General features: G+C 68.5%; 14 protein-coding genes. 7 read left to right on the top strand and 7 right to left on the bottom strand.

Annotated elements, in window-relative coordinates:
* Position 1: 1 nt before the first annotated feature.
* Positions 2-985 (bottom strand): heparan-alpha-glucosaminide N-acetyltransferase, encoded by a 984-nt coding sequence (locus AAHF99_RS10095; RefSeq protein WP_342164115.1) that lies wholly within the window; start codon positions 983-985, stop codon positions 2-4.
* A gap of 361 nt (positions 986-1346) precedes the next feature.
* Between AAHF99_RS10095 and AAHF99_RS10090 the strand changes: the two genes are divergently transcribed.
* The 3 genes from AAHF99_RS10090 to AAHF99_RS10080 all read left to right on the top strand — a co-directional run bounded on the left by AAHF99_RS10090 (position 1347) and on the right by AAHF99_RS10080 (position 3025).
* The gene (locus AAHF99_RS10090) at positions 1347-1901 is read left to right on the top strand and encodes a cold-shock protein (protein WP_342164114.1); all 555 of its coding nucleotides are present in this window, start codon (positions 1347-1349) and stop codon (positions 1899-1901) included.
* A 195-nt stretch (positions 1902-2096) separates the two neighbouring features.
* Positions 2097-2510, top strand: coding sequence for a DUF192 domain-containing protein (locus tag AAHF99_RS10085; RefSeq protein WP_412759867.1), 414 nt, complete (start codon positions 2097-2099; stop codon positions 2508-2510).
* Positions 2511-2596: 86 nt separating this feature from the next.
* On the top strand, positions 2597-3025 hold the full coding sequence (locus AAHF99_RS10080; protein ID WP_342164112.1) for a hypothetical protein: 429 nt from the start codon (positions 2597-2599) through the stop codon (positions 3023-3025).
* Positions 3026-3099: 74 nt separating this feature from the next.
* On the opposite strand, the gene AAHF99_RS10075 is transcribed toward AAHF99_RS10080, so the two are convergent.
* Positions 3100-4878, bottom strand: a complete 1779-nt coding sequence (locus tag AAHF99_RS10075; RefSeq protein ID WP_342164111.1) for a glucan ABC transporter ATP-binding protein/ permease — start codon at positions 4876-4878, stop codon at positions 3100-3102.
* Between the two features lie 241 nt (positions 4879-5119).
* Here AAHF99_RS10075 and AAHF99_RS10070 point away from each other — a divergent pair, with 241 nt between their 5' ends.
* Positions 5120-5893: a motility protein A gene (locus AAHF99_RS10070; protein WP_243955053.1), complete on the top strand. Its 774-nt coding sequence runs from the start codon at positions 5120-5122 to the stop codon at positions 5891-5893.
* Between the two features lies 1 nt (position 5894).
* Positions 5895-6728, top strand: coding sequence for an OmpA/MotB family protein (locus tag AAHF99_RS10065; protein ID WP_342164109.1), 834 nt, complete (start codon positions 5895-5897; stop codon positions 6726-6728).
* A gap of 6 nt (positions 6729-6734) precedes the next feature.
* On the opposite strand, the gene AAHF99_RS10060 is transcribed toward AAHF99_RS10065, so the two are convergent.
* The gene (locus AAHF99_RS10060; protein ID WP_342164107.1) at positions 6735-7253 is read right to left on the bottom strand and encodes a CAP domain-containing protein; all 519 of its coding nucleotides are present in this window, start codon (positions 7251-7253) and stop codon (positions 6735-6737) included.
* Between the two features lie 126 nt (positions 7254-7379).
* On the opposite strand from AAHF99_RS10060, the gene AAHF99_RS10055 reads away from it, so the two are divergent.
* Positions 7380-8390, top strand: coding sequence for a sensor domain-containing diguanylate cyclase (locus tag AAHF99_RS10055; protein ID WP_342164106.1), 1011 nt, complete (start codon positions 7380-7382; stop codon positions 8388-8390).
* On the opposite strand, the gene AAHF99_RS10050 is transcribed toward AAHF99_RS10055, so the two are convergent.
* Entirely contained in the window at positions 8387-11038 is a 2652-nt protein-coding gene (locus AAHF99_RS10050) for a DUF3772 domain-containing protein (RefSeq protein ID WP_342164105.1), read from the bottom strand. The genes AAHF99_RS10055 and AAHF99_RS10050 overlap by 4 nt on opposite strands.
* Positions 11039-11595: 557 nt before the next feature.
* On the opposite strand from AAHF99_RS10050, the gene AAHF99_RS10045 reads away from it, so the two are divergent.
* Entirely contained in the window at positions 11596-12144 is a 549-nt protein-coding gene (locus AAHF99_RS10045; RefSeq protein WP_342164104.1) for an HNH endonuclease, read from the top strand.
* On the opposite strand, the gene AAHF99_RS10040 is transcribed toward AAHF99_RS10045, so the two are convergent.
* From AAHF99_RS10040 to AAHF99_RS10030, 3 genes are all read right to left on the bottom strand, one after another.
* Complete coding sequence (locus AAHF99_RS10040) at positions 12145-12405, bottom strand: hypothetical protein (protein ID WP_342164103.1); 261 nt, start codon at positions 12403-12405, stop codon at positions 12145-12147. It abuts the gene before it with no gap.
* Between the two features lie 14 nt (positions 12406-12419).
* Positions 12420-13181 (bottom strand): outer membrane protein, encoded by a 762-nt coding sequence (locus AAHF99_RS10035; protein WP_342164102.1) that lies wholly within the window; start codon positions 13179-13181, stop codon positions 12420-12422.
* Between the two features lie 193 nt (positions 13182-13374).
* Positions 13375-14259: an outer membrane protein gene (locus AAHF99_RS10030; protein ID WP_342164101.1), complete on the bottom strand. Its 885-nt coding sequence runs from the start codon at positions 14257-14259 to the stop codon at positions 13375-13377.
* Between the last annotated feature and the right edge of the window lie 187 nt (positions 14260-14446).

Below are 14446 nucleotides of genomic sequence, written 5' to 3'. Positions count from 1 at the left end.
GTCAACGCGCGCCGTCGCCTTCGGCGGCGGCGTAGCAGCCCCGTGACAGGGCCTGGGCGCGGGCGCGCTGCTCCACGGTGTAGGGGCGCCCGTCGTCGCGGAACAGATCCTCGCGCAGTAGGGCCTCGCCGGTGCAGCGGGCCGCCACCCGGCAGGGGGCGACCTCCCCGCCGCCGCGCGTGCACATGGCAAGGTAATCCGCCCGGAACGCCTTGAGCCCGGCCTTCGGGTTCGGCCCCACGACCTGCGCCAGCACGAAGGCCAGGCCGAACAGCACCGGTTGGTGGATCAGGTAGACCGCGAGGCTGTGCCGCCCGGCGAAGGTCGCGCCCCGGCCGATCACCCCGCGCGGCGCCCAGGCGCCAAGGCGCGAGCGGGCGAGCGAAGGCAGGCCAAGCCGCCCCAGCACGATCCCGACCAGCACCAGCCCGAACCACGGAAACAGCGGCACGTAATCGTTCGTATGCGGGGTGAGCCGCCCGAGGCCGAGGAACCAGAGGGCGGGGGAATCGAGCCAGTCGGCGTGCACCACCAGGGGCGCGGCCAGGACCGCGGCGGCGGCGGCGAGCGTCACCGGCCAGGGCAGGAACAGGAACGGCAGGCCGAGCACGCTCGACACGGCGATGCAGTGCAGGATGCCGAAGAACACGTAGGCATCGGGAAAGACGAGGCGCGTGGCGACGGTGACGGCGAGCGCGCCGGCCGCGATGCGCCTGAGGCGAAGCAGCGTGGGACGAAGGCGCAGGCCCCGTCCGTTCATCAGCACCAGTCCGACGCCGACGAGGATCAGAAATGAGCCGGCGATCCATTCGGCCGCATGGCGCCCGGTGGGCGTGGCGGCGTAGTTCTCGGCCGTCAGCCGCACGTTCCCAAGGTCCCAGAGCGCATGAAAGCACGCCATGGCGAGCAGGGCGACGGCGCGGGCGGCGTCGATGATGGGCAGCCGCCGTGTGGCGGGGGCGTCGGACGGGGGAAGCGCGACCATGCTCCGCTCAAACCATGGGCGGCGCGTCACCGCCACCGCTTTCATGCTCTCGCAATCGTGAGCCGTTGCACGCGAAGTCGCGGGCAGGCGCGCGATCTGTTTTCGCGCGGGTTAAAGCGGCAATTGGAGATTGCGTCACTCGACGGGCCGCCGCTCAGCTTGTCCTCGCGCGCGGCTCAAAACTGTTGCGGCCCTGCCGCCCCGCCCAAGATTGCAACCCTGGCAGGCTCGGTTGCCGGTCAAATGGGCTTCCAGCGATTCAGGACTTCGTTAATCTTATCTCGTGAGCGCGCTTCGCGATTCAGTGTAGGTAGTTTCGGCCATGTCTGACGAACGCGGATCCGGGCCGGAGATCCCCCAGATGCCCGAAGGGCAGGCGGCCGAGCGCGCCGACGAGCCGCTGGACCTGATCGAGGTTTCCGGGCGCATCAAATGGTTCGACGTGTCCAAGGGCTTCGGCTTCATCGTCCCCGATGACGGCTCGCCCGACGTGCTGCTGCATGTCACCTGCCTGCGCCGGGACGGGTTCCAGGCCGCGAGCGAGGGCGCGCGCATCGTCGTGGAGGCGGTGCAACGCCCGCGCGGTTGGCAGGCGTTCCGGGTTGTGTCCCTCGACCAGTCGGCCGCGCTCCACCCGTCCGAACTGCCGATGCCGCGCACCCATGTCACGGTGACGCCGACGAGCGGCCTGGAGACGGCGGTGGTGAAGTGGTTCAACCGCCTGCGCGGATTCGGCTTCCTCACGCGGGGCGACGGCACGCCGGACATCTTCGTGCACATGGAGACCCTGCGCCGCTACGGCATCGCGGAACTGAAGCCCGGTGAGTCGGTGCTGGTGCGCTACGGCGACGGCTCGAAGGGCGTGATGGCCGCCGAAGTGCGGCTGCTCGAGGGTGGATTGCCCACCTCGCATTGAGGCCGCACACGAATCGGTGTCGGGTCAACGCGTCGCGCTCCCGTGAAGGACGCGCTATGTCGGGTGATCCCCAGGCCGCGACGGCCCGTTCCGCGTGAGGCTCGATCCTTGACCTGCGTTTCCCGATCCGCCCGCTTCCTCGCCGCCCTCCTCGTCACCGGCATCGGGCTCGCCCCCGTCACGACCGGGACGGCGATGGCCCAGACCGTGGTGAAGGCGGCCCCGGTGCCGACCGAGTCGCTGACCATCGCCACGAAGGGCGGCCCGCGCCAATTCTCCGTCGAGGTGATGCGTGACGATGCCGGGCGCAGCCGCGGCCTCATGTTCCGCCGCCACATGGCCCCCGACCACGGCATGCTGTTCGATTTCGAACGCAACGAGCCCGTGACGATGTGGATGAAGAACACCTATCTCCCCCTCGACATGGTGTTCATCCGCGAAGACGGCACAGTCGCGCGGGTCGCGGCGGACACCGAGCCGCTGTCGACGGCGATCATCCCCTCGAACGGCCCCGTCCTCGCCGTGCTCGAACTCAATGCCGGAACGGCGGCCAAGCTCGGCATCAAGGCCGGCGACAAGGTCCAGCACCCGATGTTCGCCAAGCGCTGACCGCGCGAGGCCCCGGCCCCGACGGAACGACGACGAACAGGACGAGAACAAGCGCTTGACGCGTGTGATGTTCCAGTCCAGTGTTCGTGGAACGTTCCATTAACAGTTGGGGCTTCCCGATGAACGGCGCGGTCTCCGTCGAACTCTTCCGCAACGCCGAATGGTCTGTCCAGGAGGACGGGCTGGAGCATCGCGGCACGGGCTATTTCATCGCCCGTGGGGCGGTCGCGGCCCGGCGGGCCGAGCGCCTGTGGGATTGGCCGCTGCAGATGGCCGAGAAGGGCTGGTGCCGGCCGAGCCTGTTCCGGGAGGCGTTCCTCGCCGCCCTCGACCGGTTCGGCGTCGAGCGCGACACCGACCTGACCCGCTCCTTCGCCCTCGGCTTCGGCATCCGCGCCGTGGAAGACCGCAGCGCGGACGGCTTCGTGAAGATCTCCGAGGTGCTGCGCCCGCGCGAGGCTCCTCCGGCCGTCGCCCCCGCTCGCCGCGCCGCGCGGAGCTACGCCGCCGTCTGATTTCGTAAGCCCAACAGCAAAAGGCCCCGGCGATTCCCATCGCCGGGGCCTTTGTCGTTGTGGGGACCTGAGGATCAGGCAGCGAGGGCGAGGCGATCCTCGGCGTCGTCCGCCTGGGCGGCCATGAACTGGGCCCGGGCGAGGTCGGCGAAGCGGCCGTCCTGGGCGACGAGGTCGTCGAAGGTGCCGCTCTCCACGATCCGGCCCTCGTGGAAGACGAGGATCCGGTCCGCATCGCGGATGGTGGCGAGGCGGTGAGCGATCACGAAGGTCGTCCGGCCTTCCATCACCGCTTCGAGGGCGCCCTGAAGCTTGCGCTCGGTGGAGGCGTCCAGCGCCGAGGTGGCCTCGTCCAGGATGAGGATCGGCGGGTTCTTCAGTAGGGCGCGGGCGATGGAGAGACGCTGGCGCTCGCCGCCCGAGAGCGACCGGCCCCGTTCGCCGATCACCGTGTCGAGGCCGTCCGCCTGCCGGGCCATGAACTCGCCGGCCTGGGCGCGGTCCAGGGCTTCGAGCATCTCGGCATCGGTCGCGTCCGGACGGCCGACCTGCAGGTTCTCGCGGATCGAGCGGGCGAAGAGCATCGGCTCCTGGAACACCACGCCGATGTTGTGGCGCAGCGACGAGAGGGCGACGTCGCGCACATCCAGCCCATCGATGCGGATCGCGCCGGCAGCGGGGTCGAAGCTGCGGTGCAGGAGGCCGAGCGTGGTCGACTTGCCCGAGCCGGTGGTGCCGACCAGCGCGATGGTCTCGCCCGGCTTGGCCGAGAAGGACACCCCGTCCAGCGCCTTACGGCGACCGTCGTAGGTGAAGCCGACCTCGTCGAAGGTGACCTCGCCTTCGAAGCGGGCCACGTGCTTGGCGTGCGGCCGGTCGGCCACGGACGGCACCGTATCGTAGATCGCGAAGAACTCGGCGATCTTAGGCGCCTGCTGGAACAGGCCGTTCACGAAGCCGACCACATGGTCGAGGCGCGAGACCAGGGCGGTGGCGAGGCTCATGAAGGCCACGACCTCACCGACCGTGGTGGTGCCGGCCTGATAGAGCGAGATGCCGGTCACGAAGATCGCGGTCATGGTGATGGTCGCCGAGGCGCGGGTCGCGACGTTGGCGAGCGCCCACCACGACAGGACCGGGATCTGCGCGGCGAGAAGCTTGGCGATGATGTCGCGCATCGCGTCCTTCTCGGCCTTGGCGCGGGTGAAGGACTGGATCACCGCGACGTTGCCGAGCGCATCCGAGGCGTGGGCGGCGAGGCCCGAGTTGAAATGCTCGACCTGACCCTGAAGGGTCTCGGTGCGGCGCATGACGAAGGTGGTCAGGGCCGTGAAGGCGAGGACCAGCACAACGAGGATCGAGCCGAGCTGCCAGTTGATGAACAACGTCATCGGCAGGAGCACGCCGAGGGAAACCAGGGCGACGAGGTGGTCGCGGAAGAAGCCGAGCCACAGCCACGCCATGCCGTTCGTGCCCTCAAGCATCGCCTTCAGGACGCGGCCGGAATGGTTGGCCGAGTGGAAGGCCAGCGGCAGATCGAGCACGTGCTCGAAATAGGCCGCCATGCTGGACAGGCGGTTGCGGTGGGACAGCCGATCGGAATGCAGGGCGATGAACACCCCGGCGCCGATGGTAAAGAATCCGAAACCAACCCAGGCCAGGATCAATGGCAGCATCTGGGTCATGGCGTTGCCGCCGCGTTTCAGGTGCGTGAGCCCATCGATGATGCGGCCCATGAGCAGCGGTTCGGCGAAGGCCGCTACCGCCAACAACACGTTGGCGAGCGCGAGCGAAATCGCGAGCCGCCGCTCGGCCTTCAGGAAACCCAGAACCCGTCCGTAAAGACGAACCATCGTACCGCTCCGCCGCCGGCTTCGGCCCGTTCAGGCTCGAAGCCGCCCCTCTCGTCATTGCGCAGGGGCATTGCCCCTTGTGACGAGGTGCTTATGCCCTTTCCCGGCTGAACGGGCGATGACGCGATGTGACAGGATCCGCGACCTTTACGCTTCATTCAGCACGTCGGCCTAACGCTTCCCGCCTGTCCGCCGCGATCCCGATCCGGCCGACCCTGGAAAACGCGCCGGGCCACAGCTCATGGATCTCGCTACCGCACTGGGGCTCCTGTCCGGCGTCGGCGTCGTCATCGGCCTGATCATGCTCGATGGCGGGCATTTCGGTGCCTACGTCTCGGAGCACGCCCTCGTGGTGGTGTTCGGCGGCGCCACCGCCGCGACCATGATCCGCTTTCCCTTCTCCACCATCATGCACGGCATCCCGATGGGCCTGCGGTTCGCGTTCATGACGCGCTCCGTGAAGCCGATGGATCTGATCGAGGAACTGACCCGGATCGCCGACGTGGTGCGCAAGTCGGGGCCGATGGCTCTGGAGAACATGGAGATTTCCGACCCGTTCCTCGCCCAGGGCGCCCGCTACATCGCCGACGGCTACGACCGAGAGTTCATCCGCGACACGATGGAGCGGGACCGCGACAACTTCCTGCTGCACCTCGACGAGGGCTCGAAGGTGTACCGCGCCTATGGCGACTGCGCGCCGGCCTGGGGCATGATCGGCACCATCCTCGGCATGGTCGCGATGTTCGCCAACATGTCCGATCCGTCGAAGCTCGGCCCGGCGATGGCGACGGCCCTGCTCGCCACCCTCTATGGCGCCGTGATCGCCAACCTGATCACCCTGCCGCTGGCCGACAAGCTGCACGTCAAGCTGGAGGAGGAGGACGTCTCCCGCTCCCTCATCATCGACGGCATCCTGCTGATCCGCGACCAGAAGAGCGCGACGCTGGTGCGCGAGATGCTGGTCGCCTACCTGCCGCACAACAATCGCGAAGCGCTGCTGGAGGCGGCAGCCTGACATGGCGAGGCGGAAGCGCGGTGGAGCGCATGGCGGCCACGGCTGGTTCGTCACCTTCGCCGACCTGATGGCGCTCCTCATGAGCTTCTTCGTGATGGTCGCCGCCTACTCGACGCAGGACCAGAAGAAGCTGCAACTCGTCGCGGGCTCGATGCGCGACGCCTTCGGCGTCTCCAAGGATTCGAAGTTCGCCGGGATCACCGAGTCGGACGGCATCCCCGCCGCCGACCGCCTGAAGAACCTGCGCGATATCCCGCCGGAGAAGGCGACCGACCGCACCACGCCACCGGCCATCGACAAGAGCGCCGACGACGGCATGCGCGATAAGGGGCAGGCCGAGAATTTCGGCCTCGCCGCCGCCTCCCTGCGGCAGGCGTTGCAGGACATGCCGGACTTCGCGGAAATCTCGAAGAACGTCATGATCGCCCGCACCGAGAAGGGGCTCGACGTCTCGATCGTGGATCAGGACGGGCGCTCGATGTTCCCGGAAGGGTCGAGCCGGCCGAACGACCGCACGCGGCGGCTCATCGAAAAACTCGCCCCCGCCCTCCGGCAGATGCCGAACCGCATCGTCGTCACCGGTTACACCGCCACCGACCGGCCGGGTCGCCGCCCGCCTGCGCCCCCGTGGGAATTGTCCGCCGGCCGGGCGATCAGCGTCCGGGAGATCCTGGCCAGCGCCGGCGTGCCCGACGACCGGTTCAGCACCGTGGCCGGCAAGGCCGACACCGAACCGCTGTTCCCTGACGATCCCTACATGCCCGCCAACCGCCGGGTGACGGTGACGCTTCTGAAGGAAGCGCCCCCGACCCCGATGATAAAGGGTATCCCGTGATCCGCCTCAGCGCGCGGTGAGCAGCGCCCAGTACACCTTATACTTGGAGCCTGGCGCGTAGGCCGTGGCGATGCCCATGCGGCTCGCCTGCGAATCGAGCATCGTCGCGTTGTGGGGCGGGCTCTCCCGCCAGCCGGAGAAGGCCTCCGCCAGGGTGTGGTAGCCGGCCGAGAGGTTGGCGTTCACGTCCGAGTAACCGAGCCGCGTCACCGCCGCCTTCACCGTCTGCGCCTTGCTCGGCCGGTCGGCCGCCGCCATGGCCGCCACCTCGGTCTCCGCGAGCTTCTGCAATTCGGGATCGACGGTGAGCGGCCCCGCGCCGTGGTTGCGCCGGTAGGACGAGATCATGTCCCGCGCGGTCTCGGTATCGACCTGCGCCGTGTTCGAGGCCAGCGGCAGGTATAGGGCGGGCACGGCGTTGTTGACGGGGACGTTCGAACTGCAGGCACTGAGCAGCGCCGCCGCCGACAGCGCGCCGAGGCCCATGACCGTCTTCCGTCCGCTCGACCCGTTCACGTCCGTCATCCCCGCATCCTTGCCGTCGAACGCGCCATATAATGATCGCATCCAGAATGCGCATCGGTGAGAAAGGGTGACCGGACGTTTACCGATCGCCGGCATTCTGGTTGCGCACGAGACGAATGTGGGGCGATGTCAGAATCCGTCGGCCCTTCCCCTTCGCTCCCGGACGGTGACGACGCCGTCGCGCGATACGCGATTCAAGCCGCGATCATCCGGGCGCAGGCCGCCCTGCTGAAGCGGCAGGAAGGGATGCTGCGCCGGGTCGACCTGCCCGGCGGCGTCGGACTGTGGTCGTGCCGCCTGCGCGACGAGGCGCTGGACTGGTCGAGCAACAGCTTCGACATCTTCGGCATCCCCCGCGGGGCGGCCCTGTACCGCCCGCGCGTGCTCCAGATGTACGAGGCGGCCTCGCTGAAGCTGCTGAACGTCCTGCGCACCAAGGCCCTGTCGCGGTTGCACAGTTTCGAGTTCGACAGCGAGATCGTCACGCCGGGGGGCGAGCGCCGCTGGCTGCGGACGCGGGCGGGCATCGAAACCCGGGACGGCGTGCCCCACCGCCTGTTCGGCACCCATCAGGACGTCACCGCCGACATCGCGCGCCTCGCGGCCCTCCACCGCAGCGCCGACCTCGACCCGCTCACCGGCCTCGCGAACCGGCGGGCCTTCGAGCGCTGCTTCGGCGAACCGGAGGCCTCCGGCGGGCTTCCCACGGGCGCGCTGATCCTCATCGACCTCGATGGGTTCAAGGCCATCAACGACGTTCACGGCCATGTGGCGGGGGATGCCTGCCTGAAGCGCGCGGCGGCGCGGCTGGCGCGGATCTGCAAGGGAGCGGACCTCGTGGCGAGGCTCGGCGGCGACGAGTTCGCCGTGCTGATCCCGCGCCCGGCCGATCCCGTCGCCCTGCGCGCCCTGGGCACCGCCATCGTCGCCGGCCTCGGGCGGCCCTTCGCCCATGCCGGCCTCCTCCTGAAGGTCGGCGCCTCCGTGGGCATCGCCCGAGCGGAGGCGGACACCACGCCGGGTCTCTTCGCCCGGGCCGACGCCGCGCTCTATGCCGCCAAGGAATCCGGCCGCAACACGGCCGTCCTCGACCACGACGGGGCCGAGAGGCCGCGTGCGTCGCGCAAGCCCGCCTAGAGCGGCGCCGTCGCGGTCTTCTCCGGCGCCTGCGTGCCCTTCTCCGTCTCTTGGGTCGGGCGCACGAAGGTCTTGGCGATCTCGCCCATCGCGTTCTGCATCCCGTCGAGCCCCTGGATCGTGACGATGCTCGACCCCGGCCCCATCGGCGGGATCAGACCCTGCTCGGTGAGCGTCCGGAACACCGCGAAGTTCAGGTCCGTCTGCACCTTGAGACCGAGGGACACGTCGCTGATCCAGGCCAGGAGTTCGAATTCGAGGAACGTGTCGCCGATCTTGCGGAACACCACGCGCGGCGGCGGATCGCGCACCACGTTGGGATGTGCGTCGGCGCAGCCGGTGATGAGTTCGGCCGCCTTCACCGGGTCCTGGTTGCGCAGGACGTTGACGGTGAGCGACAGCCGCCCCGTCCGGTCGCCGCGCACCCGGTTCTTCACGATGCCCGAGATCAGGTTCGAGTTCGGCACGATCACCGCCGAGCGGTCGAAGGTCTGGATCTCGGTGGAGCGCACGGAGATGCGCTTCACGATGCCCTCGGAATCGCCGATCACCACCTGATCGCCGACGCGGATCGGCCGCTCCCAGAGCAGGAGCAGGCCCGAGACGAAGTTGTTGACGATGGATTGCAGGCCGAAACCGATACCGACCGAGAGCGCGCCGGCGACGATGGTGATCTTCTCCAGGCTCAATCCCAGATACGAGAAGGCCACGGCCAGCGAGAGCAGGAAGCCGCAATAGCCGGCCACCGTCGAGATCGAGTTGCGCAGGCCCGCATCGAGGTCTGTGGCCGGCAAATAGGTCTGATCCAGCCAGCGCTGGATCGCGCGGGTGACGATCACGCCGATCGCCAGCACCCCGATTCCCAGCACGATGGAGGACAGGGAGATCGTCACCCCGCCCACCTGGAAGCCGAAGAAGGCCGAGCGCATCGAGGCGGTGATGTCGGTGGAATCGAGGCCCCAGGGGGCCAGGATCAGCAGCGCCGCCACGAGGATCAGCACCACGCGGGCGGCGCCCGTCGCCAGCACCGAGATCTGGTTCAGCGAGCGCTTGCGCAGGCCGGTATTGGCCTGCAACGCCGTGGCGAGGCGGCTCTCGTCGGTGAGGGCCTTACCGAGGAACGTGTCGACGCTCTGCACCAGCAGGTAGAGCAACACGAGGATGCAGGTCGCCCAGATCAACTGGTCGGTGAGGAAGGTCGCCAGCGCGACGTAGCCGCCGAGCGCCGCGAAACCGATCACCACCACCGCGACCCAGCCGACGAGGCGGGCCGGGCCGCCGATGCCGGTGGTGGTCTTGGTCGGGACGTAGGGGCCGAAGCAGGCCTCCTCCTCCTGCTCCGTGTCCGCGAAGCGGTGCAGGCCGATGGCGAGGATCAGCGAGGTCGCCGCCGCGCCGAGGCCGCGCGTGGCGATGGAGATGGTCAGCGCGGCCGAGATGCCGGAATTCAGCGCCTCCACGGATTTCACCACCGTCGCGATGGTGGCGATGCTGACCGCGAGGAGCTTCAGGCGCGTCGCGGCGGAATCGCTCACCGGGGCCGGGCGCCAGGCCGGCTTGTCCGGGCTGAGCAGGCCGTCGCACAGGGCCTCGACCGCGGCGATGAAGGCGAGGCCGCCGAGGATCGCGCCGGCCACCGGCAGGAGCCGGGACGGGAGCAGGTTGGTTTCGTCGAGGGCGTAGAACACGGCGTAGGAGCCCGCCACCGCCGGCACCGTGCCGACGAGGATGACCCGCCACGCCCCCATCAGCGTCGCCCGGCGGGAGGGTTCGGTCTTGCTCTCGTCGCGGCGGGCGGCGCGCGGCGCGATGTTGCGGCGGCCGAAATACAGCGCCACCGACACGCCGAAGGCGAGGCCGAGGAGCAGCAGGTTGCCGATGCTGCCGTTGCGCGCGAACAGCACGCCGATATCCGCCACCGCGCTCTGCAGGGAGCGCATGTCGCGCGGCAGGTCGGCGACGACCTTCTCCCACAGGGTCGGGCTGATGAGCGGGTGCGTGCGCTGGAACAGGTCGCGGGTGAAGGAGGCCCGGCGGCGGTTCGAGACGCGGTCCACAAGCTGGTCGCCCTGCACCACCAGGGAGCGGGCGAGGCGCTGCGTCTCGTCGATGCGGGTCACGGCGGCTTCGCGCTCGGCGCGCTGCTGCGCGACGTCGGGGCTCTCCTCGCCCTCCTTCGGCTTCGGGCCGAGTTGCGACAGGCGCTCCCGCGCGGCGGCCAGCGGATCGTCCAGCCGGCTGACGATGGCGCGCACGTCGTCCGTCACGGTGGTGACGGATTCGCGGATCGCGGCGAGGTCGGTCGGGGCGACGTCGGTGTGGCCGAGCTCCTTCTCGCGCTTGTCGAGTTCGGCCTTGGCCTCGTCCAGCTTGGCGCGGACGGCCTTGAACTGCTCCGGCGGCTCCACCTGCGCGATGGCGGGTTTGGCCTCCGGCTTCTTCGCCTCGGCGGGCTTCGCGGGCGGCTGGGCGGCGGGGGCCTGCGGCGCCGCAGCCGGCGGGGCCTGCGGGGCGGGGTCCTGAGCGGAAGCGGGGAGGGGGGAGGCAAGGCACAGGGCCGCCCCGAGGGCGGCCAGTATCGCGAGCGGCGTGGTGCGAAGCCGGCGCGGGCCGTGCGGCGTGGTCACGCGCACTGGCGAAAACAGCATAGGCAAACCTCTCGACGGGTGGCCAGGACGGCGCCGGGATGCGGGGCCTCCGGCGATTCGCGGGCGAGTCGCGGCGGGTGGGCCGCGCGGGGCGGCCGTTTCGCCAGACGAATAAGGCCAAAGCGTGCGTGACCCAACCCTCAAGGCCCCATTGGCCCGCCGGAGCCGCGAAAACCGTAATGGGATGTGGGTGCGTCCCTGCGGACGACGCAGACAGCTTCACAAGGGTGTCACGGTGGGATTAGATGAAGCCCTTATGGACAGGGCCTTTTCGTCACCACGCGAAGGGGCGCGGCCTGCGGATCTCACGTCCCGGCCCGGCCGCGTACCGTATCCGAGTGCCAGCCCCGGCGCGTGTTCGCGCCGGCCTCCGGCCCTGTTCCCCATTCTCACCCACGTTCCGACACCGCGCGAGGCGCGCGACGGGATCCGCCCTGCGGCGGTCTCCCGACGCCGCTCTCCGCCCGTTTCCGGCCGCGAGCGCGGCGGATGGGCGGGGCGCGGGACACTTCCCGCGCGCTGGGCGCGCCAGAGATAGCCGTGAGCGAGACGCGCCGATGATGGACCTTCAAACACTCGTCCTGAACGCGGATTATCGGCCGCTCTCGTATAATCCGTTGTCGTTGTGGTCCTGGAAGGATGCGTTCACCGCCCTCTTCCTCGACCGCGTGACCCTGGTCGCCAGCTACGATGTGGAGGCGCGCTCGCCCTCGCGGTCGCTGCGGGTGCCGAGCGTGGTGGCGCTGAAGAACTACGTGGCCCTCGCGCGCAGCCCGGCCTTCACCCGCTACAACATCTACCTGCGGGACGGCTTCGCCTGCCAGTATTGCGGCCTGCGCCTGCCCTCGGGTGGCTTGACCTTCGACCACGTGGTGCCGCGCTCGCGGGGCGGCCTGTCGAGTTGGGAGAACGTCGTCGCCGCCTGCTCGCCCTGCAACCTGCGCAAGGCGAACCGCACGCCGGAGGAGGCCGAGATGCCCCTCATGAACGCGCCGCGCCGGCCGACGCGGTACGAATTGCACCACCGCCAGCCGGAGTTCGACCACCGCCAGTATCATCACACCTGGCTCGACTATCTCTACTGGGACAGCGAGCTGGAGAGCTGATCAGCGGCCGTAGGCGCCGTAGCCGGACGGCAGGCCCGGCGGCTCGTTGTACATCGGCACCGCGTTGTTACGCGGGAGGTAGCCGCTGATGATCGGCGGCGGGGAGACGTAGCGTTGCGTCGGCACGACCCGGCGGTACACGCGCACATGGCGCGGCGGCGCATCGGAGAAGGCGTCCTCGTGCGCCACGGCGGGGGTGAACCCGCCGCAGAGCAGGATCGCGAGCAGCGGCAGGCCGAGGGCCCGCGAACCGAGGGTCATGAGTGGCTCCGGGATCAGAACTTGACCGCCGCGCCGCCGCGGAAGGTGTTCAGCTGGACTTGACGACCGTTGAACTCGGGGAAATTGAGATACTGGTATTCGGCACGCAGCATCACGTTGGGTGTGATGGCGTAATCGATACCCGCGCCAGCGGCTACGCCGACCACCATCTTGGAGGTCGTCACCTGGGCGAAAGGCGCCGCCGGGTAGGGAGGGCGATACAGGCTCTGGCTGAAGTTCGCCTCGCCGATAGCCAAACCGCCGGTCACGTAGGGCAGGAAGCTTCCGATGGCGTAGCCGGCGCGTGCACGGATCGTCCCGTAATTCTCGAAGCTCGTCCGGTTCGTTGCCGTGACCGCGTATTGCGGCGGCAAGTTCGTCGCGGTTCCGATCCAGAGCGATTTGCGGCTGTTGTGCGTGTAGTCAGCCTCAAGACCGAGGACAACGTCATCGAACTGAGCATTGAAGCCGGCATAGGCGCCAAAGCTGTCGTTCGAACCGCGTGACGCGAAAATCGTCGAATTGTAGAGGCTGTAGCCAGCGGCCGAAGGCGTCGAATTGGCGTAGTTCAACAACGCCGCCTGGGCATCGGCTCGCTTCGTCAGGCTGCCGGAGGTCCAACCCCCGTGCCCGCCGATATAGAAGCCGCTCCAGTCGATGACGGCGACGGGGGGCGGGTCGTAGTCGGCGCCGCGCAGATAATCGTAGTCGAGGTCGGCGGATTGCGCCGTGCCGACCGCACTCAGGGCCAACAGTGAAACCAGGATCTTACGCATCCCAACAATCCTCGGGGCTGCGAAGCCATTGAATCTTCACGCCACGGTTTAGGGGTAACGCAGTAACCTTAATCGACCGTTGCATTAGGCAATTTCCGCGTGTTTCGCCTTGAGCTGAACTCAATTTTCAGTCCGCGACAAACACGAACGGCGCGGGAAGCCCGCGCCGTTCGGAAACGTCCTGTAGGGTCGATCAGTACTTGCGGACCAGCGGCTCGGGCATGAGCGGCGGGAGGGCGGGCACGAAGGCGCTGCCGATCAGGTAGCGGACGCCGAGCTTGATGTCGTGCGCCTCGAGGTTCTTCGCCTTCAGCACGGTGGTGCAGGCAGGTCCCGCCGCGTCGAGGCAGGTCAGTGAGCCGGTCTGGGCGTGGCCGAGGTTCAGGTAACGGTAGGCCAGTTCGACCTTGAAGTTCGGCGTCACATCGTAGGCGAGACCGGCGTGGAGCGCCCAGGCGAAGCTCTCGGTGGTCTTCGACTTGAAGACGCCCGGCGAGGTCGGCTGGTTGTAGACATACGGCGAGTAGAAGTTGGTGACGCCGCTGTCGGTAAAGCCCGAGAAGTAGTTGAAGGCCGCGCCGACGCCGCCGCCGACGAACGGCGTGATGCCGTACCACGTGCCGAGGTCGAAATAGCCGTTCGCGAGGACGACGGCGGCGTCGTAATGGCCGCTGGTCAGGTTGAAGTTGCGGCCCGTGGGATCGCAGCCGCAGCCGCTGCCGAAGTCGTTGTAGCTCGACAGGCGCAGGGAGGCCGTGCGGTACTCGCCGGTCACGTCGGCGCGGAAGAAGTTGTTGAACTGGTAGCCGACACCGACGCCCGCGAAGAGGCCGCCCGACTGGGCTTCACCGAAGAAATGCGTGCCGGGAATATCGTTCACGGCATACTTCGGGGCGGTGTAGATGCTGGCGCCCACGTCGCCGCGCAGATACCAGCCGCCGGCGAAATCGATCGGCGGGGGCAGCGGCGGGGGAGGGGGCGGAGGCAGGAGGTCGGCAGCGAATGCCAGACCGGGTGCGCCGATGCTCGCCACGAGCGTCGCGACGCGCACCACAGCATGAAGCTTGGAGCGGGCCATAAGGATTCCTTCACTCGTATCGTGTGCCGGAAGCTTAGTGCCGGCTGATTGACATTCACGAGAATGACGGGAACACCTTAAATCGGGCTTAACGTTAAGTTTTAGTCCTGACAAAGTTTTCGACCGGGGCGCGAAGTGTTGCGCAGCCGTTAAGGTCTCGGAAACAGGCGGGGCATGGGGCGAGGAT

Origin of the sequence: Methylobacterium litchii (assembly GCF_038442315.1) — a bacterium.
GTDB lineage: Bacteria > Pseudomonadota > Alphaproteobacteria > Rhizobiales > Beijerinckiaceae > Methylobacterium > Methylobacterium litchii.
This window is presented reverse-complemented; position numbering and strand designations above follow the sequence as displayed.

What these genes read in the sequence shown, in the direction of transcription:
- AAHF99_RS10095 (WP_342164115.1), bottom strand. Translation starts at nt 985, where the DNA reads ATGGTCGCGCTTCCCCCGTCCGACGCCCCCGCCACACGGCGGCTGCCC.
- AAHF99_RS10090 (WP_342164114.1), top strand. Translation starts at nt 1,347, where the DNA reads ATGCCCGAAGGGCAGGCGGCCGAGCGCGCCGACGAGCCGCTGGACCTG.
- AAHF99_RS10085 (WP_412759867.1), top strand. Translation starts at nt 2,097, where the DNA reads ATGGCCCAGACCGTGGTGAAGGCGGCCCCGGTGCCGACCGAGTCGCTG.
- AAHF99_RS10075 (WP_342164111.1), bottom strand. Translation starts at nt 4,878, where the DNA reads ATGGTTCGTCTTTACGGACGGGTTCTGGGTTTCCTGAAGGCCGAGCGG.
- AAHF99_RS10070 (WP_243955053.1), top strand. Translation starts at nt 5,120, where the DNA reads ATGGATCTCGCTACCGCACTGGGGCTCCTGTCCGGCGTCGGCGTCGTC.
- AAHF99_RS10065 (WP_342164109.1), top strand. Translation starts at nt 5,895, where the DNA reads ATGGCGAGGCGGAAGCGCGGTGGAGCGCATGGCGGCCACGGCTGGTTC.
- AAHF99_RS10060 (WP_342164107.1), bottom strand. Translation starts at nt 7,253, where the DNA reads ATGACGGACGTGAACGGGTCGAGCGGACGGAAGACGGTCATGGGCCTC.
- AAHF99_RS10055 (WP_342164106.1), top strand. Translation starts at nt 7,380, where the DNA reads ATGTCAGAATCCGTCGGCCCTTCCCCTTCGCTCCCGGACGGTGACGAC.
- AAHF99_RS10050 (WP_342164105.1), bottom strand. Translation starts at nt 11,038, where the DNA reads ATGCTGTTTTCGCCAGTGCGCGTGACCACGCCGCACGGCCCGCGCCGG.
- AAHF99_RS10045 (WP_342164104.1), top strand. Translation starts at nt 11,596, where the DNA reads ATGATGGACCTTCAAACACTCGTCCTGAACGCGGATTATCGGCCGCTC.
- AAHF99_RS10040 (WP_342164103.1), bottom strand. Translation starts at nt 12,405, where the DNA reads ATGACCCTCGGTTCGCGGGCCCTCGGCCTGCCGCTGCTCGCGATCCTG.
- AAHF99_RS10035 (WP_342164102.1), bottom strand. Translation starts at nt 13,181, where the DNA reads ATGCGTAAGATCCTGGTTTCACTGTTGGCCCTGAGTGCGGTCGGCACG.
- AAHF99_RS10030 (WP_342164101.1), bottom strand. Translation starts at nt 14,259, where the DNA reads ATGGCCCGCTCCAAGCTTCATGCTGTGGTGCGCGTCGCGACGCTCGTG.